Source organism: Nocardia grenadensis NBRC 108939 (assembly GCF_001613445.1).
Taxonomy (GTDB): domain Bacteria; phylum Actinomycetota; class Actinomycetes; order Mycobacteriales; family Mycobacteriaceae; genus Nocardia; species Nocardia grenadensis.
Map to the genome: position 1 here is coordinate 14,125 of NZ_BDCJ01000024.1, position 26,809 is coordinate 40,933.

Here is a 26,809-nt window from a genome sequence, read left to right on the forward strand (position 1 = left end):
GGTTATGCGCCGCTGGGGCGTATGGCGCGGGTCGGTCGGGCGGCGCGCCATATCGGGTGCGTTATCCGAAACCGTTCGGGCACAACCGGTTTCGTGAGGCGCTGGCCTGAGGTAACACGTCAAGGGGTGTGGGCGATGCATCATTCGGGATACGCGAATCGTATTCCGGATAGGAGATCGATCATGTCGACCACTCGTGCGGCCCGCCGCGGATTGCGCCATACCTCGCTTCGGATCGCAGTGCTCGGCGCACTGATCGCCGCACCCGCCCTGGTGGCCGTACCGGCGTCGGCGGGACCGGGTGCCGGCCCGATCACGACGCATTTCGCTCCCGTCTCCGGCGACGACACATTCGGCTACGACAAGGACGGCTACGACCGGTTCGGTCGCGACCGCAGCGGCTACGACAAGGACGGGCTCGACCATTTCGGCTACGACCGCGACGGCTACGACGAGGACGGGCTCGACTTTTTCGGGCGCGATCGTGGCGGCTACGACGAGGACGGGCTCGACAGTTTCGGGCGCGATCGTGGCGGCTACGACCGCCACGGCTACGACCGGTGGGGTTACGATCGCCGCGGTTTCGATCGTGAGGGCTACACGCGCGCGGGCTGCCGTGTCGACGGCAACGACCGGGAGTCGGCAGACCGTGCGGTCTGTGATGCGTGGCGGGCGCGTCTGGCCGACCGGCAGCGACCGCCGACCGGCAGCGCCGGCTGACCCGCATTCGGTACGCCGCGCCCGGCACACGCACGCCCGCCGCCCCGGACTTCCGGGACAGCGGGCGTCGTAGTACGGCCCGAAGACTACCGCGGCGCCATGCGCAGCGCGCCGTCCATGCGGATGGTCTCGCCGTTGAGGTAGTCGTGTTCGACGATGTACTGCGAGAGCTGCGCGTACTCGTCCGGCCGGCCCAGGCGGGACGGGAAGGGCACACCGGCCTCGAGGCCCTGCCGGTATTCCTCGGTCACACCGGCCAGCATCGGGGTGTCGATGATGCCGGGGGCGATGGTGTTGACCCGGATACCGAACTGCGCGAGGTCACGCGCGGCCGGCACGGTCATACCGTGCACGCCGCCCTTGGACGCCGAGTACGCGATCTGGCCGATCTGTCCCTCGAACGCCGCCACCGACGCGGTGTTGATGACGACACCGCGCTGTCCGGCCTCGTCCACGGCGTCGGTCTTGGCGATCGCGTCGGCGGCCAGGCGCATCACGTTGAAGGTGCCGAGCAGGTTGACGGTGATGACCGTGCGGAACAGCTCCAGATCGTGCGGACCGTTCTTGGACAGGATGCGCCCGGCCCAGCCGACCCCGGCGCAGTTGACCACGATACGCAGCGGCGTACCCGATTCGACCACCTGGGCGACAGCGGCGGCGACCTCGTCGTGGCTGGTGACATCGGCGGCGAGCAGGGTGACCCCGTCGGGGACATTGTCGCCGGCGCGCTCGATCGACTGCGGGACATCGAGCCCGAAGACGGTGGCGCCCAGATCGGCGAAACGCTTGGCAGTGGCGGCGCCCAGACCGGACGCGCCCCCGGTAACGATGGCGGCGGAACCCGAAATCTCCACGATGGTCCTCTCGTTCGTGACAAGCCAGTTGGCCTAACGTCAATTGCACCCTAACCGGTGCGTGCGGAGAGTTCGTGGACGGTCCCCTTGCGCTGATCGGCCAAATCGTACTCAGTAAAGAACCTAGGCCCGGCGCGGCGAGATCTCGGTGGCGGCGGCCTCGGCGGAGAGCCGGTCCGCGGCCACACGGCGCGTCCGTAGCAGCCAGAGCGCCAGGGCTGCCACAGCCGGTACGAGCAGAGCGATACCGGCCGCGCCGGCGAGCGCGAGTTCCGGGAATGTGGTGTTTATGCCGGTGAGCGCCCCGATGAACAGGAAGAGCAACCCCGACCCGAAGCCGATGGCGCGTTCGGGCAGGTGCTTGCCCACCAGGATGCCCGCGGCGATGGCCAGGGCATCGGCGGCGACCATGCCGATCGTCGAACCCAGCCAGACCGCCGCCCAGTTGTTGTCGGTGGCCAGCGCCGCGGTGGCGAACATGGTGCGGTCACCGAGTTCGGCCAGCAGGAAGGCCGAGAGCACGACCAGGAAGGGCGCCGTGGTGGCGAACCGTGACGGGGCCGGTTCCGCGTCGTCGTCCGCACCGCCGATCAGCTCGCGCAGTGTCCACAGACCTACGGCGAGGAATGTGATCGATGCCACCGCCGCGATGGCGGTGGTGGGCAGGGCCGCGCCCAGGAAATGCCCGATGGCGACCGAAATGACGTGCACCGCCGCGGTGGCGGTGGCAATTCCGCCAAGCACCACCCACCAGCGGTAGCGCAGGGCGAACGTCAGGGCCATGAGCTGGGACTTGTCACCCAATTCGGCCAGGAAAACGATGCCGATGGCGAGTCCGACGGTGGCGATCATCTGACGAATGCTCCCGATCCGCCGGCCGGAAACGGACTCGCCTCCGGCCGACAACGAAATTGCTGTACGGCCGAAGGTCTCGCCCACCGGAAGGACCGGTTCACACGACCGGACCCACCGATGTGCGGCGGGTCAGTATGTCGACCGCGTGATTGGGGGCTACTCCCCTTCGCTGCTGGCAACCATACCGCACCCATGCCGGTGTCGCAATTACGCAACGGCGAAAAATGGCTTCTGACAATAAGTTTGGTTAAGGTAGCGGCATAGTTAGGGGGGCCTGATAACTGTTGTCCGGTCGTCCGGAACAGATTTATGGCATCGCTACAGCAAATAGATCGCGAGCCCTGAGCCCGGCGTGGGAGGCCGCGACTATCGCAAGGGGGAAGCGTCCTTATGAGTCATGAAGTGCCACCGGCCGACGAACGGCCGGATCGCCGAAAGAAACGGTGTCGTGAGCCCGGACGGAAGCCTGACGGGGCCGATCGATCAGTAGACTACCGACCAACGAGAGGACCACTCCAGATGTCGATCGAGAACCGCCTTGCTGTCCTGGAGGCCCAGGTCGTGCAGATCATCAACGAGCGGGATCGGGAGCCGGAATCGGTCCGGGCCCTGCGAGCTCGGATCGACAGCAATCACAATGCGGTCCTGGGCGAACTCGGCAGTCTGCACGCGGATGTCCAAGATCTTCGGACCGGCCAGGCCCGGCTCGAGGCCGGGCAGACGAAGCTGCGTGGCGATGTCCAGGAGTTGCGTGGTGGTGTCCAGGAGTTGCGTGGTGGTGTCCAGGAGTTGCGTGGGAATGTCCAGGAGTTGCGTGGGAATGTCCAGGAGCTGCGCGGCGAGGTCCGCGAGCTACGCAGCGGCCAGCAAGCCGTCATGGACAGCCTTGCGGAGATCTTGGCGAAACTGCAGTAACGAGCGGATCGTCTCGCCCGGGAGCGGGCGGTGGCGGCATCGACGCGAGCCCGGCGCCTGCCGGGCCCGGTACTCTGCTCAGGCGCTCAGCAGCATGGCCAGCACGGCGGTATCGGGGTCGCTGATCGGGTTCAGCCCGACCCGGCTCACCAGCGAGGTCACGGTACCGTCCGCTTCCGCCTCGGCCCAGGCCGCGCGGTGTTCGAGGCCCAGGTGAGGCAGGCCCGGCAGCAGTACGCACCCGGAGGCAGCGCCGGTGCACTCGGGCAGGGACGGATTGGTCTCCGCCGGCGGGTGCAACATGAACAGGGCGGGCGGAATGTGCTCGGCGAACCGGCCGGGCCGCACCCCGTCCTCGCCGAGAACCGGCCCCTCGGCGATCACCAGGCCGACGGTATCCGGCTCCGGCTCGTCGGGTAGTTCCTCGCGGACCCCGAAAACGGTGGAGGTGGTCAGCAGGCCGGGCATGGATGCCACCCGTACGGCGAGCACCAGCAGCTGCGACCACTCTTTGGTGGTGGCGGGCCAGCGTCCGGAGATGACGAATCCGCGTAGCGTGCCGCCGGCGTGGAACGGCGTGACGCCGATCGGTCCGTTGCTGCGCATGAGGCCTCCCGTGCGTAACCGGGGGCGGCTTTGCCCGTCCTCGAACTGTCGTGGAAGAAGAGGATCGCGCATAAGGCATCTGGCACACAAGTATTAGAGAGTGCCAATTCGGGCAGAAGAGGCAAAAGACCCGCGGGCTCGACGGCCCGCGGGTCCTGCGTGAATTCGGTCGCTCAGCCGAAGATGAGGCCCTGCGCCTGGCTGGTGGCCTTGGCGAAACGCTCCTGGACGTCGGCCCAGTTGACCACGTTCCAGAAGGCCTTCACATAGTCGGCCTTGACGTTCTTGTACTGCAGGTAGAAGGCGTGCTCCCACATATCGACCTGCAGCAGCGGGATGATGCCGAGCGGCACATTGGCCTGCTGGTCGTAGAGCTGGAAGGTCAGCAGCTTCCGGCCCAGGGTATCGTAACCGAGCACCGCCCAGCCCGAACCCTGCAGTCCGTTGGCGGCAGCGGTGAACTGCGCCCGGAACTTGTCGAAGGAGCCGAACTGATCGTCGATGGCGGCGGCCAGTTCACCGGTCGGCTTGTCGCCACCGTTGGGGGAGAGATTCTTCCACCAGATGGAGTGGTTGACATGGCCACCGAGGTGGAAGGCGAGGTTCTTCTCGTGCAAGAAGATGGCGCCGTGATCATCGGCTTCACGCGCGGCTTCGAGCTTCTCCAGCGCGGTGTTCACTCCGGCGACATAGGTCGCGTGGTGCTTGGAGTGGTGAATCTCGTTGATCTGCCCGGAGATATGCGGCTCCAGGGCGCCGTAGTCGTAATCCAGATCTGGCAGCGTGTACTCAGCCACGAATGTCCCTTCCTTGTCGGGTCGAGTGCGTCCTGTACGGGATGCTCCCGACCATTCGTACACCCGATCGGTCCAACTCGCCCCGACGCCCCACCATTCCACATCGGGTCGGAACCGACCATTCGAGATCGACCGGCGCCTCCCACGCGGCTCGGTGAAACCTGCTTCGGAGCGGTACGAAGTCGACGCCGCACCCCTGCGCCGAGCCGCGGGGTGCGGCGTCGCGCCCGTCACCAGCCGACTCCGTCGCCGCCCATCCGGATCCGGTCGATACACAGCTCGGGAGTGTCCGCGCGCGAGCGCTACAGCGGGGGCGCGATACCGGGATGGGTGGCCCGGGGATCGCCTTTGGCATGGGCATCCCACCAGCGTTCGGACCCGGCGACCAGCTCCGGCAGTGGAACTTTCCGGCCCCCGGTGGTCTGTGCGGTGACGGTATCGAACCACACCCGGATATCGAGGGCCCGGGGATCGACGCCCTCCTCCTGGGAGAACTCCAGCACGTGCCGGGCGATCCGGGTGTCGATGGTGGTGTCGAAACTGAGCAGCTCACTCCACAGGGTCCAGCCGCTGTCGTCCAGATCGACGAACTCCCAGCCGTGCAGGCGGCTACCGCCGAAACTCGCGACGGCAGCGGGTAGTCCCGGCAGCTCCAGCGGCAGGACCCGCGGCTCCAGATCGTCCCACCGCTGTATCCGCAACGATGCGGCAATCCTGGTGACTCCCTGGAACACCAGCCGAACCCGCCGGCAACCGGTTCCGGATTCCGGATGTTCTTCCGATATGCCGGAAATTTGCTCCGGTAGGCTCAGTATCTCCAGATCGAGCTCCAGTCGTCCGGCCTCGGAATCGATTTCCAATCCCAGACATCCGGCCTCCGACAGCGCCTTGTCGAGGCCGGCCGCGTCCAATTCGTCGAGTAACCCCCTGGTGGATGTCATGGCGCCAGGTTACCGATGTTATGGCCGGGAACAGGGGATTTCGTCGATTTCCGGTTCCGGTGGAACCGATCCGGGGTCCTCCGCGTCCAACTCGATATCGGGTCACGCAACGGCGCGTGACCCGATCGAGTGGCCGGGCGGCCGCTCCGGGATTTTTGGAGGGGAGTACCGGATCGGCCGTACGGTTGTGCCGTTACTGCAGGTCAGTGGGTACTTCTTGAGGTACCTGGGATATTGGTGCGCTGAATGATAGCTGATACCAGTGGATTTCGTGATGACTTATGCACATAACTCATGAAAAAATTGCCGGCGCGGCGTCGGCTCCGGTTGGTAACGAGGGGGTCGATCACGGTCCGCGAATATGTCGCATCGTCCGGCGTGTCGGCGTCGGCGACGCCCGGCCGACCGGCTCCGGGCGTGCGGGCCCGGCCCGAGAATCCGCTCCCATGAGAGCCGGGCAGCCGCCGAGGTGGTTATGGCAGGATCAAAGGGGTGACGAGCTTCGGAGTCCCGTCGGTACCGGTGGAAGCCGTACCCACTGAATTGGACCATCCGCACGGGGAGGCGGCTGCCGCCGCCATCCTGCTCGATGTGCGCGAAGACGACGAATGGCAGTTGGGCCACGCACCCGGCGCCGTGCATATTCCGCTTGTGGACGTTCCGGCACGCTACGGCGAACTGGACCCCGACGCCGATCTGTACGTTGTCTGCCGCCAGGGTGGCCGTTCGCTGGAGGCCGTGAAGTTTCTCGCGAGCGTGGGTTATGAAGCGGTGAACGTGGCAGGCGGGATGGTGGCCTGGCAGCACACCGGTCGTCCACTGGCCACCGAGGGTGACGAGCCCGCGAAGATCTACTGACGAAAAGCGAGGTGCGCGGTGAGTACGGTGGTGCAGCCATGTGCCCGCTGCGGTACACGCTGGGCGGTGCAGGGTCCGCCGATGCACTGGTGCCCGCGTTGCCGCGGGGTACTGCTCTCGCCGGGGCCGATCGATGCCCCGCCGGAACGCCGTAACTACCGCTGGGTCGCACGCCGTCCCGGCCGGGCCGGCCGCCCGTCCCGGGGTGCGGCCACCGGTGGTCCGAACACCGAGACCCCGCACTACTCGGAGGTCCCGCGCTGGGGTCTGCGGGATCGGCCCGCCCCGGACCGCGAAGCGGACCGGCACCGTCCGCTCGGCACGCTGACCCGCTGGACGCACGCCGCCCTCTTCGCCACGGCCGTACTGTTCGCGGTATCCGCCGTGGCCGAAACGGTGCGCTACCTGCTCCTGTTGCGCAACCGCACCCGCCTCATCGAACCGCCGCTGCTGTGGTTCTCCGATGCCCTGGTCAACACGGCGGCGCTGTTCGCGCTGATCATGGCCCTCGTCGCCGCGGTGGCGACGCTCGGGTGGCTGATCGAGGTCCGGCGCGCCGCTTTCGCCTCGGCCGGTCGCCGCGACCCCCGCTCGCCACGCATACTCGCGCTGGGCTGCCTGATCCCGGTGGTCAACCTGGTCTGGCCCGGGGTGTTCCTCACCGAGGTGGTGGCCGGCCGTACCGACCCGCGGGCCCGGATCGTTGTCCGCATCTGGTGGGCGGCGTGGGTGTTCGGCGGGCTGGTCACCGTCGCGGCGCTGTACTGGCGGACCGCGGACTCGCTACAGGCGAAGGCCGACGGTGTGCTCTTCACCGCATTCACCGACGCGGTGGCCGCCGCCGTCGCGGTGCTGACGTTATGGGTCGTACGCACGTTGGAGGGCCGCGACCTGCGCGGTCGCAGCCGGCTCGCTCAGCGCTGGGTGGTCGCCGTCGACCCGGCCCCACCGTTGATCGAACCGGTGCACCCGGGGACGACCGCTACGGTGAGCACCGCGGCGGACGCCGACAGCGCCGATTCCCCCGACGGCGCCGATCGAGCACCACAGGAGGTTGTGGCCAAGTGAGCGAGGGCACTGACCAGTCGGTCCAGAACGGCCGTGCGCCGTTCGTGGTCGCGCACCGAGGTGCCTCGGCGGCGCGCCCCGAGCACACCCTGGCGGCCTACGAACTGGCTCTGGAGGAGGGCGCCGACGGGGTGGAATGCGACGTCCGGCTCACCCGCGACGGACATCTGGTGTGCGTGCACGATCGAACGGTGGACCGTACCTCCACCGGCAGCGGCCTGGTCAGCGAACTGACGCTGGCCGAACTGAAGGATCTCGACTTCGGTGACGGCGCCACGACCGGGGTTCTCACCCTCGGCGAACTGATCGAGTTGGTACTGGATTGGCGCAGCCGGCCGACGAAACTGTTCATCGAGACCAAACACCCGGTTCGGTACGGCTCCCTGGTGGAGAACAAGGTGCTGGCGGAACTGCAGCGCTTCGGGATCGCCACCCCGGCCTCGGCGGCCCATTCCCGTGCGGTGGTGATGTCGTTCGCCGCCACCGCGGTCTGGCGGATCCGCCGCGCGGCGCCGCTGCTGCCCACCGTGTTGCTGGGGGAATCGTCGCGCTATCTGGGTGGCAGTGCGGCGACGACCGTCGGGGCGACCGCGGTGGGCCCGTCGGTGAAAACTCTGCGCGAACACCCGGATCTGGTCGACAAGGCGGCCGCGGCGGGCCGGGCCACCTACTGCTGGACGGTCGATGAACCCGACGATATGCAGTTGTGCGCTGACCTCGGCGTGAGCTGGGTGGCGACCAATCATCCCGGCCGCGCGAAAGCCGTGCTGGCCAACAGTTGAAGGGTGTGGCCTGCGGCTGATCCGGTGTGGTGCCGTGTAGTTTGACCAGCCGTGGGTAAGAGCAAACGCAATAGTCCGAAACCCGGCGGCAACCGGGCCCAGCGTCTGGCCGAACGCCGGGCGGCGTTGCAGGAGAACGAACAGGCCGTGGTCCGGCCGTTCGAGGGCCTGGCCGCCGAATGCGATCTGGTCGCGCTGCGGGAGTTCGTGCCGTCGGCGACTGCCGAGCTGAAGCTGGCCGACGGTGTCGCCGCCGAACGTGCCGTGGTGCTGGCCACTGTGCTCCCGGGCGCGGTCTCCGCGCTGGTGCGGGCCGGGGATTCGCCGACCGGTTACGTCGGCGTGCAGGTGCAGACGCCGAGTTCGGATCCGGGCGCCGATATCGCCGCCTCCATCCTGTGGACCCAGTCGGCGGACCCGGGCGATTCGCTGGCCGTCGCACACGCCGCGCCCGGCGGCCCCACGCTGGCCGATGTGCTGGTGGCCGACGCCGCGCTCGAACTGACTGTGCACCAGGACTTCGACTGGTGGGTGCCTGAGGGTGTGCAGCCCGATCCGCAGATCGCCGCGACCATCGAACAGGCGAAACAGGCCATCATGCCTTCGGATCGGCTGGATCTCGGAGCGGAAGCGATCGGGGCCCCCTGGTGGGTCGACGCCGGGGACAAAGCCCACCTGCGCTGGGTCCGACCGGAATCCGAAGACGACCTGATGCTGGCGCTCGCGCGTTTGCACGCCGCCGGCGGATTACATCTCGGGGAAGGTTCGCGGTTCGCGGGCTCCTTCCGCACCCATGGCCTACTGGTGCCGGTGTTCGATCTCGACCCGGATCGGCATGTGAGCGAATGGCGTTCCCCGGCAGTGGAGTTCGGGGCCCGGCTGGCCGACGCACTGGCGGTGGACACCCCCCTGACCTCGGAGCAACGGCGCTCGCGGGATGGGCTGCGGTCGCGGCAGGTCACCCTCCGCTGAATAAACCGGAGTATTTTTAGAAAAACTCTTCTTTCCGGCGGCGATCTCGGCTAAGTTTCAGAGGTCGCCGTTTCTGGAACCCCCCGGCGACGCAACGTCAGCCGACACAACGACCCGGCGCCGGCTGACGTAACGGAGCATCGGCCGCCCGACCTCGGCGCAGTGGGCCGGGACGGCCGATGCTCCAATCATCACCCGGGCCCGCATCAGCCCGCCCCGGTTCCGACTCACGGAGCTCATCGGCGGGCACACACGGACCGTTACCGATCAGACGCTGCCACCGGCGGCCGACGGCGCACCCGAAACCTTCGACGGGTCACCGCTCATCTCACGCGCGATGAACTCCTCCAGATCGAACAGGTTCGAACCCGCCCGGTCGGCGACGGTGAGCAGGGTGGTCATCTTCGCCACTTCCTCCACCTGCTCCTTGAGGAACCACTGCATGAACTGCTCGCCCAGGTAGTCGCCCTCCTCGCGGGCCGAACTGGCCAGCTGGACGATCTGATCCGTGACGGTCTTCTCCTGATCGAGCGCCATGGCGATCGGCTCCCGGGCATTCTCGAAATGCGATTTCGCCGCATCGATGCCCGTGAGATCGACGCTGATGTCCCGATCCAAGAAGTACTGGACGATCATCATCGCGTGATTGCGTTCCTCCACGGCCTGCGCGTAGAAATGCTTGGCGAGCTGCGGAAGATCGGCATTGTCGTACCACACCGCGATGGCGATGTACTGGTGCTCGGCATTGAACTCCTGCCGAATTTGGTCGTGTAGTAGGGCGTGGAATTTGCTGCGGGGACTCTCCGGATGATTCGACATACCTCGACATTAACGCCGAAAAGTAGGACTGTCATCCAAGTGCAACCTTATTGAGGATAGTGTTGCCTTATGGAAACAAGGGTAGTGTTGCCTTATCGATTGTGGCCCGCTCCAGCAATTTTCGGCACGGATTGATTCGCCACGGGAACTGTCGAACGCAACTCCCGGGCCACGAACTCCTCCACGTTCAGGAGGTTTCCGGCCGCGCGATCCGTCACAGCCAATAGTGTAGACATACCGGCCACCTCCTGTTGCCGGCATTCGAGCAACCAACTCATGAATTGCTCCCCCGGATAGTCGGACCATTCCCGCGCCAAATGCGCCAGCTCGGTCACCTGATCTGTCGCTGTCTCCTCCCTGGCCAGCAGGAAAGCTATTGCCGCGCGCGGCGATTCGAAAGTCTGCCGTACCTCCCCCAAGCCCCCGATGGTGATCTCCAGATCTCGATCGATCAGATACTGCACAATTCGCAGCGCATGTTCCCGGTGCTGTCCCGAACGCACATAACTATGACCGGCCAATTGCGGTAACCGTTGGATCTCGAAGTACACCGCGGCCGACAGATACTGCTGGGAAGCGGTGAGTCCGTGCCGGACCTGCGCGCGCAACTGGGCGATGAACGGCTGAGCCAGATCGCTGTCGTGCATATGATCGACGTTACGGCATTTTTGGCGCCGCCTGCGCCTCAACCCTTTGAGGTGTCTCGCGAAAATCGACACATGGGGTCCCGTCGGTGTGGGACGTCGTAGTCGGTATGTGGACCGGTACGCACCACAGAGCATCGCCGGAATTCGCCCTGCCTTACGTTTTCGTCTCCGAGTCTGAACACAACGAACGGCGGAGCCCCGCCCGCGACACCGGTGAGACGGGCGGCGAGGACGGCCCTGCCCCACTCGTGCGGGCGGCCGCGCACCCGGGTGGATACGGGCGAGGGCGAACGACCGTTCGCGCCGTCGAGACGATTCTCGGTGCGCAGGTGCCTATTCGCCTGTCAGGTCCGCGGGGATCGGGTCGCCGTCCGCGAGGGCTTGGAAGAAGCGGCTTGCGTCGGGATCGGCCCAGAGGAGCACATTTCCGCTGTCGGTGTCGGCGAAGCCGCCGACCGGGACCGTGGTGGCGAGGGTGTCGCCGCGCAGCGCCCAGGCAAGGCGGGCCAGATCCCAGATGTGGTCGTTCTTGTCCACGGTCAGGGAACCGGCGGTATCGCTGGCCATCGGCCACAGAGCGAAGGGGTTGACCAGGGTGGCGGGGCTGGTCGCCTTCTCCAGCAGAGCCGACAGGAACAGGCGCTGGTTGTTCATCCGGTCGATATCGGCCAGGGCGGTGGCGCGGCTGCGGACGAAACCGAGAGCCTCCGGCCCGTTCAGTTCCTGACAGCCGGCCGGGAGGTCGATACCGGCCAGGGGGTCGTTGATGGGCTGCGGTACACAGATATCGATACCGCCCAGCGCGTCCACGACGCCGGCGAAACCGGCGAAACCGATCTCCGCGTAGTGGTCGATGTGCAGTCCGGTCGCGATCTCCACCGTTTGCGTCAGCAGCGGCGCGCCGCCGAATGCGAACGAGGCGTTCAATTTGTCCTGGCCGTACCCCGGAATATCGACGTAGGAGTCGCGGGGCAGGCTCACCAGTGTGGTGCGGCCCGACGGGGGGACGTGCACCAGGATGATCGTGTCGGTGCGCGGATCGCCGACCTCGCCGCCGGTGGCCAGACCGCTGGTCTGCTCCTCGGAGAGTCCGGCCCGGCTGTCCGAGCCGACCAGCAGCCAGTTGGTGCCGGCGGTGTTACCGAGCCGGTCCTCGTAATCGCTGAGCGCGTCGATACGGGTGAGCGAACCGTCGAGTTTCACGACCGCGTAGACGAACAGGGCCAGTAGCGCCAGCAGGATCGCCAGGAACCAGCGGCCGATATGGCGTTTACGGCGCGGACGCCGGGACGGCGGCGCCGCCGGGCGGCGGCCCGGTGGATTTCCGGTCGGGGGCGGGCGGCGGCGACCGTCACGGTACGGGACCGGCCGTTGGGTGGGGGCGTGGCCACCTTCGCGGTACGGCACCGGGCGTTGCGGCGGCGCGTGAGTGGGTGGCTGCGGTTTGCCGCCGCGGCCCGGTGCGGGGGGCCGGGCCGGGGGAGCGTTACGACCCTGCGGCGTCTGTGACCAGGCCCGTGGTGGTTCGTAGCGTTCGGTGGGGCGGCCGGGCTGCGCCGGCCCGGGATTACGGCGCATGACCTGCGGCGGTTCGACCGGCGGACGCCCACCCGGCGGCGGTGGTGGCCGGCGCGCGCCGGCTCGTCCGGGTCCCCCGCTGTGCGGCGGCACCCGGCGCATACGTGGGTCGTCGCCGTTCATCATCATCAAACTGTACTTATCGATCGGGGCCTGTTCTGTCAGCGGCGGTGGCGTCGGTTCGACCCGCAGGTGAGCGCGCTGCGCCGGTATAGACGGCTTACCCCGCTAAGGCAGCCAGGACACCCGGCCCTGCAGCAACCCGTAGCCCACATAGGCCACGATGTCGATGAGGGCGTGCGCGATGATCAGCGGCCACAACCGGCCGGTGCGCTGCCAGAACCGGCCGAAGATCACCCCCATCACCACATTGCCGAGCCCACCACCCAGCCCCTGGTACAGGTGATAGCTCCCACGCAGCAATGCGGACGCGGCCAGCGCAGAATTGTCCGACCAGCCCAGTGCGCGCAGCCTGGTCAGCAGAAAGGCCACCACGACGATCTCCTCGGCCGCCGAATTCGCGTATGCCGAGAGCACGAGGGCGGGAATGCGCCACCAGTGGTCGCTCAACGCGTCGGGCACGATCGTCACATTCACGCCGAGCGACTGCGCGATCAGATACAACCCCAGACCCGGCAGTCCGATGACGGCGGCCAGTGCCAGGCCGTACCACCCGTCGGGCCGGAAACGGGCCCGTGCGAGTCCGACCGCCCGGGGGCCGATACCGCTACGCCACAGCAGGTAGAGCGCCAGGCCCGCCCACGCCGCCAAGCGCAGCACGCCGAGCAGCTGGAAGAGCAGATCGATGACGGACTGGGTGGCCCGCGACGAGTTCAGGGCGACCGTCTGCCCGCCGACGCCGCCCGGTGCGAGCGCGCTCTCCAGCAGTGACAGCGCCGCGTTCATGCCGCTGAGCCCGAAGGTCACAGCGAGGACGACCAGGATCTCGAGCCGGATCCCCCGCTGCTCCCGGGTCCGGTCGTCGACCGAGTTGCTCTCGCGCATATCCAGAATCTACGTCTCGCGGTGCCCGGCCCCGACGCCGTAGGCGGTGCCGAGGGATTCAGCCGCGGCGTAGGCCGTTGAGGAAGGGGCAGCCGGCCAGGATGCGGACGGCGCGCCCCAGGGCTTCGACGTCTTCGGCCGGAGTCGCGAAGGGGAGGCGGAAGTCGTGGTCGCCGTCGATACCTTCGATGCGCAGGGTGAGGCCGTAGCGGTCGATGGCCAGGGGATGGATGCGGCCGTGGCGGAGCTTCGCCGGTAGGTGCCGGGCCAGCTGGGCGACCACATCGGCGTGGTCGGCGTCGAGATGCTGGAGCCAGGCCGATTCCAGCCCACAGAAGGGGTCGGGTGCGGCCAGCCGCAGTTCGTCCACGCAGACGGATTCGGCTCCGGCGGAGTCCGCCACCACGGCCGAGTTCAGGACCAGGCGCAGCAGGGTGGTGGTATGGCCGATATCCAGTAGGCCGGGGTGCGGGTGTTCCTCGGCGACGGCGCTGACCAGCGTCCGTTGGGCGCGGGCCGGTACACCACGGATCCAACCGCGCAACCAGACCAGGGCCCGGACCGGTTCGCGCAGAGGCAGTGGTGCGTGGTCGGTGAGTTCGAGGACGGCGGGTGCGCCGGCGATGGCGGTGTTCGCCACGAAAACGGCCGCGCTGTCGTTGGGTACCGCGATCACCACGTCACCGCACCGGCGCAGGAAATGCACCGATACCGGGGTGGGATCGGCACCGGGGAGGGCGAGCACTGCCTGTTCGGCATGTGCGCAGGCGCTGCGGACACGTTCGGCGGTGGACGGGGCGGATGCGGCGGCGGTCGGCGCCATCGGTACCTCCATTGCGGGCGTGCCCGACTTCACAAGCTCTGATTTAGGTAAACCTAAGCTAAGTTAAAGAAGGGTGCAGCGCAAGGGCCCGATGGCTGCCGGCATCGGAGAGCGCGATCCGCTGGCGCCGTTCGACGGGTACGCGCTACGCGGCCGCGGGACCCCCGGGCATACGATCTGGGGGTGGTAGCTGGTGAATCGCAGCCGGTACTCGTCGAACTGACCGTCCCGAAGCGCACGACCGAACGCGGACTAGTCGACGGTCTGGTGGTCCCGACCGGAACATTCGCCGGGGTTCGGCTGGTCGAGTCGGCCATCTCCGACGAAGCTGTCGCCGATCTGCTGGCCGAGGTCGCGCACAGCCCGGACGGTTTCGCGGCTCGCGCCGATACCGCCACCCGTGCGCTCGCCATCGTCGCCGCCACCGCCGCCGCACTGTGCGGCGACGATATCCGCACAGCCCTGCGCAGCCCGAACACCGCCTTCCTGGCCGGCCTCTCCGGTGGCGCGGTCGAGGCGGTCCGCGAGGTGCTGCTCGGGATCGAGAGCGAGGAACCCGCCGACCTGGAGCAGGCGTTGCGGGCGGCACTGCGCTGACCGGAGTGGCCCCGGCTGCGGCGTCCGGTATCTCGCCCGCGCTCGAACCCCGGCTCCGCGGGGCCGTCGATAGTGAGCTGATCCGGGCGCGCCCACGTCATCGGCTCGGTTCTGTGATCGTCCGGATCCCGTGGTCGGCGGGCCCGGCGCCCACACCAGTAGTCTCGTAGACGTGCCGCGTATCGCGTATTTCGGTCCGTCCGGAACTTTTACCGAGATGGCCCTCGCCGAATTCGAGAGCTCGGGGTCCTTCGACGGGCCGGTCGAGCGGGTCGCCGCGCCCAGTCAGTCCGCCGCCCTGGACCTGGTCCGGGCAGGCGAGGTGACCGCTGCGGTGGTACCGATCGAGAGTTCGGTCGAGGGCTCCATCTCGGCGACCCTCGATTCGCTGGCGATCGGGCCCCGCCTGCAGATCATCGCCGAGGTCGAATTGGAGGTGACCTTCACGATCGTCGCGCGTCCGGGCACCGAGATCGGCGCGGTGCGCACGCTGGCGGCATATCCGGTCGCGCTCGCGCAGGTCAGGCAGTGGGTCCAGGACAGCCTGGGGGAGGTGGCGCTGCACACGTCGAGCTCCAATGCCGGCGCCGCCGAAGACGTGCGGGCCGGGCTGGCCGACGCCGGGGTCTCCACCATGCTCGCCGGGGACCGACTCGGGCTGATCGCGCTGGCCTCGGGCGTCGCCGACCACGAACAGGCAATCACCCGGTTCGTGCTGGTCACCGCGCCGCGGGTGGCGCCCGCCCCCACCGGCACCGACCGGACCTCCATCGTGCTCGAGGAACTGCCGAATATGCCCGGCTCGCTGATGCGGGCTTTCGCCGAATTCGCGACCCGCGGCGTAGACCTCACCCGGATCGAATCCCGGCCCACCCGCACCGGTATGGGAACCTACCGATTCTACCTGGATTGTGTCGGTCATATCGAAGACGCGGCGGTGGCCGAAGCGCTCAAAGCGCTGCACCGCACCGCGCGGATCCGGTTCCTCGGATCCTGGCCGGCCACCTCGGCGACCGGAACTCCGCCGCCGTCGGACGAGGACGCCGCCATCTGGTTGACACAGCTACGCAAAGGGGTGGCCGACCTGTGATGCGATCCTCCCGCCTTCACCGCGGACCAGATATATCCGCTCCGGAGGAGGCGATATGACTGCGAAACTGATATTGGTGCGACACGGGGAAACCGAAGGCAATGTCGCCAAAATGCTGGACACCAAGCTCCCCGGGCTCCCGCTGACCGAGCGTGGCGTGGCGCAGGCCAAGGCATTCGGTGCGGCCCTGACAGTCCCGCCGCGCGCGCTGTTCCACTCGCGGGCGCTGCGCGCCCGCCAGACAGCCGGCTATATCGAGGCCGCTACCGGGGTGACCGCGGTAGAGCGCGACGGCGTACACGAGGTGCAGCTGGGCGCTCTGGACGGACAGAGCACCAGGGAGGCCCACGACCGGTTCCAGGCCGTGTACCGGTTGTGGCACGAGGGCCGGTTGGACGAGCGCATCGCGGGCGGCGAAACCGCGCAGGAGGTGCTGGATCGGTTCGTTCCGGCGGTGACCGGGCTGCGGACCGAGTTCCTCGACGGTAGCGACAGCGGCGACGTTCTGGTCGTCACCCACGGCGCCGCCATGCGCTTGGTCGGCAGGTTCCTCGCCGGGGTCGCGCCACCGTTCACCACCAACAACCACTTGGACAACACCGAGACGATCGAACTCGTCCCGCGCCCGGACGGCGGCTGGGAATGCGCACGCTGGGGTCGCTTCACGCCGCCGTTCGGGGCGAAGGCGGAGGCCGGCGCCGATGACCCGATGGGCTGAGTCCGGCTCAGGCGAGGTGCGGGTTACGGGGGAACTCGGCGCGTTCGGGTAGCGAGTTGATCAGATCCTGGAGTGCGATCCGGAGCCGGGCATCGGTACCACTGCTGAACGAAGTCCATTTGGTGCCGTCGTCGGCCAGGCTGGCCGTCGCGATGAACCGGCCCGCCCGGGTATCGAACACGGCGATATGGTTCTCCGCGATATCGCGGCTCGCATCGCCGTACACCACCCCGACGATCTCCGCGTGCGAGTCGCAATGTGCCATCGCCGAGGCGATCACCTGTGCGTCCCGAGGGGGGTTGCCGACCTCCGCCAGCCGGGCCGCGGTGGCCGTCGGATCTCCCGCATCGTCGAAGATGGGTACCAGTCGTTCGGTGGGAGCGTTCATCCCGGTGAGTTCCAGCGGTTCGGCCGGGCCGAGCGCCATGATGACGGGGGCGGGCAGATCCTCGGTCGCCTCGTCGATCACATAGGTCTGCGGGCCGCGGAGGGCGACGGTCACCAGGTCGTCACCCTTCGCCAGACACATCCGGCTCACCTGCCCCGCGACGATGAGGCGCAGCGCGACCACCCAGTGCGGCCGGTACAGGCCGCGCAGGCGTTCCGCGAGTTCCGGATGAATTCGTTCACCGTCCAACAGATCCCGGTCGGTGAGCGACCGGGCCGCGGCGTCCATCGCGGCGTCGTGGTCGACCTGGTTGTCATAGCGACCCCGTGCGTCGAGCACGACGGGTACCTCGTCGATCTCCAGTGCCTCCAGGAGGTACTGCATTTCGTCGAGGGACAGCGTGACCGCCGCCAGTGTCGACGGTCCGCGCCCTGCTCCGAGCACTGTCACTTGTCCGCTCGTGGCGGTTCGGCGCCGATCACACCGTCGGCGATGTAGCGACCGTCGGTGAAGTGATCACCGCGCAGGTACTCGGCGCCGTCGTGTTCCTGCTCGTCCTCGCCGGCGGCGCCGCGCGAATTGCCCAGCAGGGGACTGGTGGACGAGCCGGGGCCGGCCGGACGCACCGGTGCCGCCTCCCCGCGCGTGAGCGCGACGGTCTCCGTGGCCGGGGCCGTGGCATTCGTCGCCGGGGCGCCCCACCCCTCGGGCACCTTCAGGCCGCCGTTGTTGAGGCCGAGTGCCGAACCGCCGGGCATACCGCCGGCCCGGGTGGCCGCCGCCGCGGTGGCCGCTACGGCTCCGGTGACCATCGAGGGCGCCAACGGCGCCACGGCAGCCGGGGCCGGGGCGGAGGTGGTGGCCGCGACGAGCGCGTTGGCCCCCAGATTGCCGACCGTGGTGACACCGGTGCTCGCCACCGAGCCGGCGACATGCGCCGCCTGCGTTGCCGCGCTGGCCAATCCGGGATTCTGCGCCAGCGCGGTGCCGGCGGCGGCCAGCATCTTCACCGGGTCGCCGTTGGCCTCCTTCATGGCCTCCTCGGCGGAGGAGGAATCGACCTGACCGGCGCCGTTGGCGATCGGCGGTGGATTGAAGAACTCACCGGGGGTGAGCACCGTGGCGGAGATGGCCGCCTCGTAGGTCTCCATGGTGAGCGCGGCCCGCAGATCCAGCGCGGCCTTGGCGGCCTCGGCCACCTCGGAGGTGCCGTTCAGGACGCCGCCGGTGGAATGCGCCGCTACGCGAGCGGCATTGACCGCGGCGATCTCGGGCAGGCTCGGCATGGCGATCGAGGCGACGGTGTAGGCGGTGGCCTGCGAGGCGGCCTTGGTGCCGAGGGTGGCGGCCATGGCGCCCTGCTGCTCGGCCCATCCGGTGAAGCCGACGAGCCGGGCCAGGGCACCGATACCGTTGACGCTCTGCATACCGACGCCGAGCTCGGCCATGACCCGGACGACGGTGGCGGTCGCGTCGACCCACGCACCGGTGAGCCCACCCCAGGCTCCGGCGGCCGCGCTCATCGGAATGGCGTGCGAGCCCGCGTTCAGCGCGATCGAATTCCCCTCGGCGAGTCTGGGCAGCCAGAACACCCCGGTGATACCTGCGGTCATGCTTGTTTCTCCCCTTGTGAACTATCGATGGTGAATCGGCGGTCTCGCCGCATATGCGTGGTCACCGTGCTCTGCTTCTCGGTCCTGGTCTCGGTGTGGGCCGGCCGTACCGCCGCATCCGCTTCGGCGTATGAACGCGGACGGGCGCCGCCCGGCAGCACCACTAGGCAGCGATCGACCCGAACGGTGCCCCGGTCAGCGCCAGCACACCCGCCGAGGCCGCGTCCTGGACCAGGTACTGGGCCAGCTGGGTGCGCAGGATCGCGGCCGTATGGTGCAGTTCGAGGACGGCCTGGGCGAGCGAGGTCTGATGGGTGGCGGCGGCCTTGTTCATATGCATCGCACCGTGGATCGAGGCCTCGTCCGCGCCGGACGGCACGACATAGGTGGCCGGTACGGTGGCCGCGGCCACCCCGGCCAGCCTGTCGGCGAGCAGATCCAGCTCGACCGCGGCGGCGAGGATGAGCTCCGGTGTGACGTCGACGTTGCCAATCATGTCCTCGACTCCTTCTGGTGGCGGCTCTTGGGCGGAACCACGAGAATTCCCCCTACGAGTAGATCGGACGCGATACCCCCGCCGGCGGTTCCATCGATTCCGAAATTTTCTCCGTCGGCCCAGCCCCCGCCCGTGCATCCCCTGCCGGCTCGTTGCGTGGACCGGACTGAGCTTAACCCCATCCCAGCTGATGGAGACGGTCTTCGTCAATCCCGAAATAGTGTGCGATTTCGTGGATCACGGTGATCCGTACTTCCTCGATCACCTCGGACTCGTCGGAGCACACGTCCAGCAGCGCGTCTCGGTAGATGGTGACGGTATCGGGCAGCGAGCCGCCGTAGTGGCTGTCGCGTTCGGTCAGCGCGATCCCGTGATAGAGACCCAGCAGATGCGGGTCGTCGGGATTGCGCGGTTCGATCAGGATCACCACATTGTCGATGGCGCGGGTCAGCTCGGCCGGGATCTGGTCGAGCGCATCGCCGACCAGCTCCTCGAATCGTGCCTCGGACATACGGACCGGCATCATCACGCTCCGGCTATCGGGGCGCGGGACGCGGTTCCGGCTGCGGGGGCAGCGGTGCGGCGCCGGGCAGCGGCTTGGGCGTCGAACGGCCGGAGTTGGGCGGCGGTACGGGTTCCTGGCCGTTGATGAGCAACCGGCCCCGCGCCGGACCCACGATCGGCGCGAAACCCTCCTGGTCGGCACCCTTTCCGATCATGCAGTCGAGTTTTCGGCTACCCGCCAGCCAGCTGCGTACGTCGATGAAGTCGAAGAACACCGTGAGGGTCTTGTCCCGCAGCACATGGGGGCCGCCGAGATAGTCGTTGGTGAGCCGGCCGCATTCCTCTTCCAGGTACCGGTCCTGGTCCTCCTTGGCCGGCGGCCCGCCCGGGAAGCGCTGGGACAGATCCACGGTGGCCGCGATCTCGACGGCGTGTTCCTGACCGCAATCGATCGGATCGGTCGGGAGGTTCTGGTTGATACCGAGGCAGACGCCGGTTTCGTAGACCTTCGACTGGTCACCGTCGGATACCCGGCCCGTGGTGGCGATCGGATTACCGCTGAGGCCCGGGACCTGCAGCCCGCAACGCAGGATCCGGTCGCCGGAGTTGATCCAGCCGTCGTTGCTCGGATACATGAGTCCGACGGCGTAGCGGCCGCGCGGATCGAGCCGTCCGTTCAGGTACCGCTGGGCGGCGGGCACGCAGTGTTCCTCGCGGAGCTCGGTAAGCCGCAGGGAATCCGGCCACGGCGCCGCGGGCCCGAACTCGGAGCCGGGATAGACGCTCAGGTCGATGGTGTCGGTGACCTCGAAGAGATGATCATCGGCGCAGCCGAGTTCGACCAGATCGGAATGGTCGGGTTTGGTCCAGGTGAGACAGTCGCCGGTGCCGACGGAGGCGAATACCTTGTCGGCCTTGGCCACCGAACCACCCGGGCTGCGGGCCTGCAGATTGGAATCGTTGTCGAACCCACTGACGAGCATGGTGCCCAGTGCCGCGACCACCGCGCCCATGGCGACCGCGAGCAGGCCCCAGCGCAACCTGGGCGCCGGTATCCGGCGCGGGTTTCCCCCGGTCCGGCGGGAACCGCCCGGCGCACCGGCACCGGAGCGGTTCCGGCGCTGCCCGGCCGCCGCGCTCCGGTCCGGGGACTCCGATGCTGCCGGCCCATCGGACCGCGGACGCGCCGCATCGGTCCTGCGACCGCGGCCCGGGCGGGCGGCACGCGAGCGCAACGATTGGGCGCCGCGAGGGCCGCGCCGGCTGGTGGGCTCAGTTTCGGAGGACATCGCGGTCCATCATGGCAGCGCCGCACCCGAACGTGCCACGAACCCGGCCGATCGGGATCGCGCGAGTGTTGTCCGAAGAGGGTCTGCGGCGGGTCGGGGCGATACTCGGTTGAGGCGAGAATTCCGCGACCATTACGCTGGTCAGCCATGATCGACCTCCGCCTCCTGCGCGATGATCCCGAGCTGGTCCGCGCCTCGCAGCGAGCCCGGGGCGAGAACCCGGCCCTCGTCGACGCGCTGCTCACCGCCGACCACGCGCGCCGGTCCGCGATCGCGACCGCCGATAAATTGCGTGCCGAGCACAAGGCCATGGGCAAGCAGGTCGGCAAGGCGAGCAAGGAGGAGCGCCCGGCGTTGCTCGCACAGGCCCAGGAGATGTCGGTGCGGGTCAAGGAGGCCGAGACCGCCCAGCATGCCGCCGAGGCCGAACTGCAGGAGGCGCACCGGGCGATATCGAATGTCGTCCAGGAGGGGGCGCCCGCGGGCGGCGAGGACGATTACGTCCTGCTCGAGACCGTCGGCGAAGTACCCGAATTCGATTTCACTCCGCGTGATCACCTGGAACTGGGTGAGGCGCTGGGGCTGATGGATATGGAGCGCGGCGCGAAGGTCTCGGGGTCGCGGTTCTATTTCCTCACCGGATACGGCGCGCTCCTGCAGCTGGGTCTGCTGCAACTGGCGGCCCAGCGGGCGGTGGCCAACGGTTTCACCATGATGATCCCGCCGGTACTGGTCCGGCCCGAGATCATGGCGGGCACCGGTTTCCTGGGGCAGCACTCGGCCGAGGTGTACCACCTGGAAGAAGACGATCTGTACCTGGTCGGTACCTCCGAGGTGCCGCTGGCCGGCTATCACGCCGACGAGATCCTGGACCTCGCCGCCGGGCCGAAGCGCTACGCGGGCTGGTCGTCGTGTTTCCGGCGGGAGGCCGGTAGCTACGGCAAGGACACCCGCGGCATCATCCGGGTGCACCAGTTCGACAAGGTCGAGATGTTCGTCTACTGCCGTCCCGAGGACGCCGACGCCGAACACCGGCGGTTGCTGTCCTGGGAGCGGGATATGCTCGCCGCCCTCGACGTGCCCTATCGGATCATCGATGTCGCCGCCGGTGACCTGGGCAGTTCGGCCGCGCGGAAATTCGACTGCGAGGCCTGGGTGCCCAGCCAGGGTACCTATCGCGAGCTGACCTCGACGTCGAACTGCACGACCTTCCAGGCACGCCGGCTGTCGGTCCGTTATCGCGACGAGAACGGTAAGCCGCAGACCGCCGCGACGCTCAACGGCACGCTCGCCACCACCCGGTGGCTGGTCGCGCTGCTGGAGAACCATCAGCAGGCCGACGGTTCGGTGCGGGTTCCCGCAGCTCTGGTGCCTTTTGTCGGGACCGACCTGCTCGCTCCACCGAACTGATGTGGTTGCGCGGCGAGAAATCGGGTACTTCATATACCCGGTTGGGTCGCCGGTGAGCTGATCAGTTGTTTAGGCTGTTCATCGTGCGAGGAAGCGGGTCTCGCGGCGATACCCGAACGCGGGTACGGGCCGCGTCTGGTGTGGCAACGGCCATGGTCATGTCCCGGACCACCGGGGCCTTCTATGTCATGGGCGGGGTCCTCGGTCTGCTGGTGACCGTGATCGCGCCCACCCAGGTGCTGTACCCGGGCGACGAGGGCAACCGGATGCTGGTCGGTTCGGCCGCGGCGGTCGCTCTGTTGCTGGGGATCAGCCTGCTCGGGTGGGGCCGGCGGATGCCGCACTGGCTGCACCACGTGTACGTCGTGCTGGCGACGGTTCTGGTGACCATCGCCGTGCACTCGTTCCCCAATACCGTCGCCGCGATCACACTCGCCTCGTTCTACGTGTTCGTGGCCTGCGACGCCGCGCTGTTCTTCGCCTGGACACAGGCCGCGGCCCATATCGCGCTGTGTATGGCCCTGTGCCTGTGGGTGCTGCCGACCCGCGCCGGTCTGCCGTGGTGGTCCGGGCTCATCCCGGCGGGTATCACCTTCGGCGTCGGGGTCGTGGTGGGCATCCTGACCCGGATGGCGTCGGAGGCCGATATCGACACCCTCACCGGGTTGCTGAACCGCCGGGGTTTCGATCGCGCGCTCAATACCGCGCTGGAACAGGCCGACCGTTCCGGCCAGGCGCTCGCGCTGGTCCTGGTGGACCTGGACCGTTTCCAGAAGGTCAACGATCATCTGGGGCACCGTGCCGGTGACGCCGTGCTGCAGAAGGTAGCCGATACCTGGGCCGCGCTGCTCGGGCCCGAGCAGCGCCTGGCCCGCTACGGCGGTGACGTGTTCGCGGCGCTGCTGCCGGGCACCACCGAGCAGGCTGCCATCCTGCTCACCGAGGAGCTGCGTGCCGCGGTGAGCACCGGATGTTCGGCGGGTGTCACCTCCTGGCAGCCGGGGGAATCGGCGTCGTTGCTGGTCAGCCGGGCCGATGTGGGGCTGTACCGGGCCAAGCAGGCGGGCCGCAACCGCACGGTACTGGAGTCGGGGCATCGCACTCCGCTGGCTGTGGAGCTGCGCGAAGCCATCGACAACGGCAGCCTGGACGTGCACTACCAGCCGATTGTCAGCCTCAGCGACGGCGGTGAGAAAGCGGTGGGGGTGGAAGCGCTGCTGCGCTGGTCGTCCAGCGCCCAGCCCGATGTCACCACCGAAGGACTGATCCGGGTCGCCGAGGAATACGACCTCATCGCCGACCTGGACGAACTGGTTCTGCGCCGGGCCTGCGCCGATGCCGCCCAGTTACAGGAGACGTTCGCCGCGCTGGAGCTGACCCTGAATGTGAACGTGAGCGGTCTGGAATTGGCGGAGTCGGGATACGCGGACAAGGTGGCCGCGATCCTCGAGACCACCGGCTGGCCGGCGGAGCAGTTGGTGCTGGAGGTGACCGAGACCGAACTGGCCGCCGAATCCGATACCGCCATCGCGAATCTGCATACGCTGCGCGACCGCGGCGTGCGGATCGCCATCGACGATTTCGGTACCGGGTACTCCTCGCTGAGCCGGTTGGCGACCCTGCCCAGCGACATCATCAAGGTGGACCAGTCGTTCGTGGCCGCCATCCGCTCCGATTCGCCGGCCCCGCCGCTGCTCGGTGTGATCGCGGCCCTGAGCAAATCCCTGGATCTGCAGGTCATCGCCGAAGGCGTGGAGACCGAGCACCAGGCGGCCGTACTGACCGAACTGGGTTTCGCGCTGGCGCAGGGTTACCACTACAGCGATTCGCATCCGGTGGCCGAATTGATCGGCGATATGAACAGCGGCCGCCTCGGTGCGCTGAGCGCTCGCGCGCTGGGCGATGCCACGGCCGACGAGAACGGCTGGGTCCCGCTGTGAAGTCCGGCCGGTAGCCGCTCGCGTTCCCGACGTCCGCGGTGCGAACCCGAGAAAACCGCTTGACCCGCGCACACGCCTCGCGGATGCTGATCGCTATGCGACTGGTCTTCTACCACTGTTGAGCCGGAACCACGGGTTCCGGCCGTAGGGCCGGACGACGCGCGCTCGCCCTGCGAGCGACCCTGTTCGCTGCGACCGGGGACCTGGTCCCCTACTACGCGCTGTACGCGCTCCTCTTCGCCGACCACGACTTCGGTCCGGGACAGATCTCGCTCCTGCTGGCCTGCTGGTCGGTGACGGCCTTTCTGTTCGAGGTCCCCTCCGGCGCGTGGGCGGATACGGTGTCCCGGCGTGGGCTGCTGATCCTGAACGGCTTGCTGATGACGGCCGGTTTCGTGGTGTGGACGGTGGCGCCGTCCTTTATCGGCTTCGCGCTCGGGTTCGTGCTGTGGGGCGTGGCCGGTTCGCTGCGCTCCGGAACCTTCGAGGCGCTGCTCTACGACGAGCTCGCCGCCCACGGTGCGGCCCGTGCCTATGCCCGGGTGATCGGTTACACCCGGATGGGGAGCGAATCGAGCGCGGTGCTCGCGATCCTCGCCGCGACCCCGCTGTACCTGTGGGGCGGGTACGCGCTCGTGGGCTGGGTCAGTGTGGGCTGCGCTGTACTGCACACCGCGCTGGCCACGAGCCTGCCCGCGGCCCCGAAATTCGTCTCGGCCGCCGACGTGGGCGAGCTGGCGGAGGTGAGTGCGGAGGGCGCGACCCCGGCGGTGATCACTCCGAGTCCGCGGCCGGTGATCTCGGGTCCGGGGGCTCCGGCCGTGCCCGGACCGGGAACGCTGGGGCGGTATGTGCTGATGCTGCGGACCGGTGTCGCCGAGGCGGGCCGGATCCGGGTGGTCCGGCACGGGGTGGTGCTCGGGGCACTGCTCTACGGGATCACCGCGTTCGACGAGTACTTCGGGCTGGTCGCCGGCGAAGCGGGCGTGGCCACTTCATTCGTTCCCGTACTGGTCGGCGTGACCGTGCTCGGTTCGCTGCTCGGTTCGCTGCTGGCCGGGCGGACCGAAGCGCTTCCCGCGCGCACCCTGGCGTGGGCGCTGGGGGCGGCCGGTGCGCTGTTCGGTGCGGGCGCGGTGGTGGCCGGGCTCGCGGTGCGCTGGCCGGGCGCGGTCTATCTCTGCACCGGGCTCGGTTTCGCGTCGATCGCCGCCGCCTACGGGGTGGTGTACAACGCGGCGATCGTCGCCGAAGCCCGGCTCCAGGACGCCATCAGCGGTCCCGCGCGGGCCACGGTGATGTCGGTGTCCGGACTGCTGGAGGAACTGCTGTCGCTGGCGGTTTTCGGGTTCGTCGCGGCGGCCACACTGTGGCTTTCGGTCTCCTCGACGATCGCGCTGCTGGGCATCGCCATCCTGGCGCTGGGCGGATTGACGCCGTTCTGGCTGCCGCCCCGGCCGGAATCGGCGACCGCGGCGGAGGCCTGAGCCGCGGGTGGACGGCCCGGGCGCGGCGGCCGTTGGCGTCGTAGGGTGCGGTCATGGTTTCGCGGCGGTGGGGTCTGGGTTCCGGGCTGTTGATCGGAGCCGGGGTCGCGGTTCAGGGACGGATCAACGGTGAGCTGGGGGCGCGGCTGCAGGATGGGGTCGCGGCGGCGGTGGTGAGCTTCGGTAGCGGGTTCCTGGTGCTGGCGGTGGCAGTGCTGTTCGGTCCCCGGCTCCGGGCGGGGCTGCGGGCGGTCCGCCGCTCGCTCGCCGCGGGCGAACTGCGGCCCTGGCAGTTGCTGGGCGGGTTGTTCGGCGGGTTGTTCGTGGCGAGTCAGTCGCTGACCGTCGCCGCGCTCGGGGTCACGGCGTTCACGGTCGCGGCAGTATCCGGTCAGCTGCTGAGCAGTCTGATCGTGGATCGGCTCGGGGTGGGCCCGGGCGGCCGCACCCCGGTCACCGCGGCGCGGCTCGGCGGCGCGGTGCTGGCGGTGGGCGCGGTACTACTGGCCGGCTCCGGGGGCTCGGCGCCGGTCTCGCTGCGCACCTCGTCGTGGCTCGAAGGTGTGCCCGGACCACTGCTCCTGCTGCTACCCGCGGCGGCCGGCATCGGGCTGGCCTGGCAGCAGGCGTGGAACGGCCGGATCGGGGCGACGGGGAGCCCGTTCGCCGCCACGGTGATCAATTTCGCTGTCGGGCTGCTGGGTCTGCTGATCGTGGAAGCGCTGGTGGTGGCCCGGGCCGGTGCACCGGCCGAGTTCCCCCGCGAACCGTGGCTGTACCTGGGCGGTGTGATCGGGGTGCTGTTCATCGCCGCCGGGGTGCTGGTGGTGCGGTGGGTCGGGGTACTGCTGATGGGGCTGAGCACGGTGGCCGGCCAGTTGACGGCATCGCTCGTTCTCGACTGGGCGCTGCCCACGGGCGCCGAGCTGTCCCTGGTGAAACTGCTCGGTTGTGTCCTGACCCTGACCGCGGTGGTTGTCGCGGCGAAAGCACCGGTACCGGGGGATCGCGAACCCGTGCGCTGATCATGCGCCGGG

Annotated in this window: 28 protein-coding genes; 13 read left to right on the top strand and 15 right to left on the bottom strand. The window is 68.4% G+C overall.

The genetic code is table 11. The features are described from left to right. Positions 1–183 precede the first annotated feature (183 nt). Positions 184–720 carry a hypothetical protein gene (locus NGR01S_RS23805; protein WP_063040500.1) on the top strand — a complete coding sequence of 179 codons (537 nt, stop codon included), beginning with the start codon at positions 184–186 and terminating at the stop codon, positions 718–720. An 86-nt stretch (positions 721–806) separates the two neighbouring features. On the opposite strand, the gene NGR01S_RS23810 is transcribed toward NGR01S_RS23805, so the two are convergent. Next, positions 807–1,574, bottom strand: coding sequence for an SDR family NAD(P)-dependent oxidoreductase (locus NGR01S_RS23810; RefSeq protein WP_063040502.1), 768 nt, complete (start codon positions 1,572–1,574; stop codon positions 807–809). A gap of 123 nt (positions 1,575–1,697) precedes the next feature. Next, positions 1,698–2,426 carry a TMEM165/GDT1 family protein gene (locus NGR01S_RS23815; protein WP_063040504.1) on the bottom strand — a complete coding sequence of 243 codons (729 nt, stop codon included), beginning with the start codon at positions 2,424–2,426 and terminating at the stop codon, positions 1,698–1,700. Between the two features lie 522 nt (positions 2,427–2,948). Between NGR01S_RS23815 and NGR01S_RS23820 the strand changes: the two genes are divergently transcribed. Next, positions 2,949–3,344, top strand: coding sequence for a hypothetical protein (locus tag NGR01S_RS23820; protein WP_063040506.1), 396 nt, complete (start codon positions 2,949–2,951; stop codon positions 3,342–3,344). Positions 3,345–3,422: 78 nt separating this feature from the next. Here NGR01S_RS23820 and NGR01S_RS23825 read toward each other — a convergent pair whose 3' ends face one another. The 3 genes from NGR01S_RS23825 to NGR01S_RS23835 all read right to left on the bottom strand — a co-directional run bounded on the left by NGR01S_RS23825 (position 3,423) and on the right by NGR01S_RS23835 (position 5,688). After that, positions 3,423–3,950, bottom strand: coding sequence for a hypothetical protein (locus NGR01S_RS23825; RefSeq protein WP_063040508.1), 528 nt, complete (start codon positions 3,948–3,950; stop codon positions 3,423–3,425). A 173-nt stretch (positions 3,951–4,123) separates the two neighbouring features. Then, complete coding sequence (locus NGR01S_RS23830) at positions 4,124–4,747, bottom strand: superoxide dismutase (protein ID WP_063040510.1); 624 nt, start codon at positions 4,745–4,747, stop codon at positions 4,124–4,126. Positions 4,748–5,049: 302 nt separating this feature from the next. Further along, positions 5,050–5,688 (bottom strand): hypothetical protein, encoded by a 639-nt coding sequence (locus NGR01S_RS23835; RefSeq protein WP_063040512.1) that lies wholly within the window; start codon positions 5,686–5,688, stop codon positions 5,050–5,052. Positions 5,689–6,180: 492 nt separating this feature from the next. Between NGR01S_RS23835 and NGR01S_RS23840 the strand changes: the two genes are divergently transcribed. The 4 genes from NGR01S_RS23840 (at position 6,181) to NGR01S_RS23855 (ending at position 9,368) form a co-directional block, all read left to right on the top strand. Beyond that, a complete protein-coding gene (locus NGR01S_RS23840; protein WP_084481648.1) occupies positions 6,181–6,546 on the top strand; it encodes a rhodanese-like domain-containing protein in 366 nt (121 codons plus the stop codon). A gap of 81 nt (positions 6,547–6,627) precedes the next feature. After that, entirely contained in the window at positions 6,628–7,614 is a 987-nt protein-coding gene (locus NGR01S_RS23845) for a DUF4328 domain-containing protein (protein ID WP_084481649.1), read from the top strand. Beyond that, the gene (locus NGR01S_RS23850; RefSeq protein WP_063040516.1) at positions 7,611–8,396 is read left to right on the top strand and encodes a glycerophosphodiester phosphodiesterase; all 786 of its coding nucleotides are present in this window, start codon (positions 7,611–7,613) and stop codon (positions 8,394–8,396) included. The genes NGR01S_RS23845 and NGR01S_RS23850 overlap by 4 nt, the downstream gene beginning before the upstream one ends. Positions 8,397–8,447: 51 nt before the next feature. Continuing rightward, the gene (locus NGR01S_RS23855) at positions 8,448–9,368 is read left to right on the top strand and encodes a DUF5926 family protein (RefSeq protein WP_063040517.1); all 921 of its coding nucleotides are present in this window, start codon (positions 8,448–8,450) and stop codon (positions 9,366–9,368) included. Between the two features lie 267 nt (positions 9,369–9,635). Here NGR01S_RS23855 and NGR01S_RS23865 read toward each other — a convergent pair whose 3' ends face one another. The 5 genes from NGR01S_RS23865 to NGR01S_RS23885 form a co-directional block, all read right to left on the bottom strand. Beyond that, positions 9,636–10,187 carry a ferritin gene (locus NGR01S_RS23865; RefSeq protein WP_063040521.1) on the bottom strand — a complete coding sequence of 184 codons (552 nt, stop codon included), beginning with the start codon at positions 10,185–10,187 and terminating at the stop codon, positions 9,636–9,638. Between the two features lie 92 nt (positions 10,188–10,279). After that, on the bottom strand, positions 10,280–10,834 hold the full coding sequence (locus NGR01S_RS23870; RefSeq protein WP_063040523.1) for a ferritin: 555 nt from the start codon (positions 10,832–10,834) through the stop codon (positions 10,280–10,282). A gap of 333 nt (positions 10,835–11,167) precedes the next feature. Then, on the bottom strand, positions 11,168–12,535 hold the full coding sequence (locus NGR01S_RS23875; protein WP_084481666.1) for an LCP family protein: 1,368 nt from the start codon (positions 12,533–12,535) through the stop codon (positions 11,168–11,170). Positions 12,536–12,640: 105 nt separating this feature from the next. Continuing rightward, on the bottom strand, positions 12,641–13,417 hold the full coding sequence (locus tag NGR01S_RS23880; protein ID WP_063040525.1) for a CPBP family intramembrane glutamic endopeptidase: 777 nt from the start codon (positions 13,415–13,417) through the stop codon (positions 12,641–12,643). A gap of 58 nt (positions 13,418–13,475) precedes the next feature. Continuing rightward, on the bottom strand, positions 13,476–14,240 hold the full coding sequence (locus tag NGR01S_RS23885; protein ID WP_063040685.1) for a DUF2470 domain-containing protein: 765 nt from the start codon (positions 14,238–14,240) through the stop codon (positions 13,476–13,478). Between the two features lie 183 nt (positions 14,241–14,423). Here NGR01S_RS23885 and NGR01S_RS23890 point away from each other — a divergent pair, with 183 nt between their 5' ends. The 3 genes from NGR01S_RS23890 to NGR01S_RS23900 all read left to right on the top strand — a co-directional run bounded on the left by NGR01S_RS23890 (position 14,424) and on the right by NGR01S_RS23900 (position 16,645). After that, positions 14,424–14,837 carry a hypothetical protein gene (locus NGR01S_RS23890; protein ID WP_063040527.1) on the top strand — a complete coding sequence of 138 codons (414 nt, stop codon included), beginning with the start codon at positions 14,424–14,426 and terminating at the stop codon, positions 14,835–14,837. A gap of 172 nt (positions 14,838–15,009) precedes the next feature. Continuing rightward, positions 15,010–15,927 (top strand): prephenate dehydratase, encoded by a 918-nt coding sequence (gene pheA, locus NGR01S_RS23895; protein ID WP_063040529.1) that lies wholly within the window; start codon positions 15,010–15,012, stop codon positions 15,925–15,927. A gap of 55 nt (positions 15,928–15,982) precedes the next feature. Beyond that, complete coding sequence (locus NGR01S_RS23900) at positions 15,983–16,645, top strand: histidine phosphatase family protein (RefSeq protein ID WP_063040531.1); 663 nt, start codon at positions 15,983–15,985, stop codon at positions 16,643–16,645. A 7-nt stretch (positions 16,646–16,652) separates the two neighbouring features. Here NGR01S_RS23900 and NGR01S_RS23905 read toward each other — a convergent pair whose 3' ends face one another. From NGR01S_RS23905 to NGR01S_RS23925, 5 genes are all read right to left on the bottom strand, one after another. Further along, positions 16,653–17,483 carry an ESX secretion-associated protein EspG gene (locus NGR01S_RS23905; RefSeq protein WP_063040533.1) on the bottom strand — a complete coding sequence of 277 codons (831 nt, stop codon included), beginning with the start codon at positions 17,481–17,483 and terminating at the stop codon, positions 16,653–16,655. Next, a complete protein-coding gene (locus NGR01S_RS23910) occupies positions 17,480–18,646 on the bottom strand; it encodes a PPE domain-containing protein (RefSeq protein WP_063040535.1) in 1,167 nt (388 codons plus the stop codon). The genes NGR01S_RS23905 and NGR01S_RS23910 overlap by 4 nt, the downstream gene beginning before the upstream one ends. A gap of 163 nt (positions 18,647–18,809) precedes the next feature. Continuing rightward, positions 18,810–19,142: a PE family protein gene (locus NGR01S_RS23915; protein WP_063040537.1), complete on the bottom strand. Its 333-nt coding sequence runs from the start codon at positions 19,140–19,142 to the stop codon at positions 18,810–18,812. Positions 19,143–19,314: 172 nt separating this feature from the next. Then, positions 19,315–19,665 (bottom strand): metallopeptidase family protein, encoded by a 351-nt coding sequence (locus NGR01S_RS23920; RefSeq protein WP_063040687.1) that lies wholly within the window; start codon positions 19,663–19,665, stop codon positions 19,315–19,317. A 13-nt stretch (positions 19,666–19,678) separates the two neighbouring features. Beyond that, positions 19,679–20,686 carry a septum formation family protein gene (locus tag NGR01S_RS23925; RefSeq protein ID WP_245664737.1) on the bottom strand — a complete coding sequence of 336 codons (1,008 nt, stop codon included), beginning with the start codon at positions 20,684–20,686 and terminating at the stop codon, positions 19,679–19,681. A 396-nt stretch (positions 20,687–21,082) separates the two neighbouring features. Between NGR01S_RS23925 and serS the strand changes: the two genes are divergently transcribed. The 4 genes from serS (at position 21,083) to NGR01S_RS23945 (ending at position 26,797) form a co-directional block, all read left to right on the top strand. Then, on the top strand, positions 21,083–22,345 hold the full coding sequence (gene serS / locus NGR01S_RS23930) for a serine--tRNA ligase (RefSeq protein WP_063040540.1): 1,263 nt from the start codon (positions 21,083–21,085) through the stop codon (positions 22,343–22,345). Between the two features lie 152 nt (positions 22,346–22,497). Beyond that, the gene (locus NGR01S_RS23935; protein WP_063040542.1) at positions 22,498–24,285 is read left to right on the top strand and encodes a putative bifunctional diguanylate cyclase/phosphodiesterase; all 1,788 of its coding nucleotides are present in this window, start codon (positions 22,498–22,500) and stop codon (positions 24,283–24,285) included. 293 nt (positions 24,286–24,578) lie between these two features. Beyond that, positions 24,579–25,772 carry an MFS transporter gene (locus NGR01S_RS23940; protein WP_307718779.1) on the top strand — a complete coding sequence of 398 codons (1,194 nt, stop codon included), beginning with the start codon at positions 24,579–24,581 and terminating at the stop codon, positions 25,770–25,772. Positions 25,773–25,825: 53 nt separating this feature from the next. Next, complete coding sequence (locus NGR01S_RS23945; RefSeq protein ID WP_063040546.1) at positions 25,826–26,797, top strand: DMT family transporter; 972 nt, start codon at positions 25,826–25,828, stop codon at positions 26,795–26,797. The last annotated feature ends 12 nt before the right edge of the window (positions 26,798–26,809 follow it).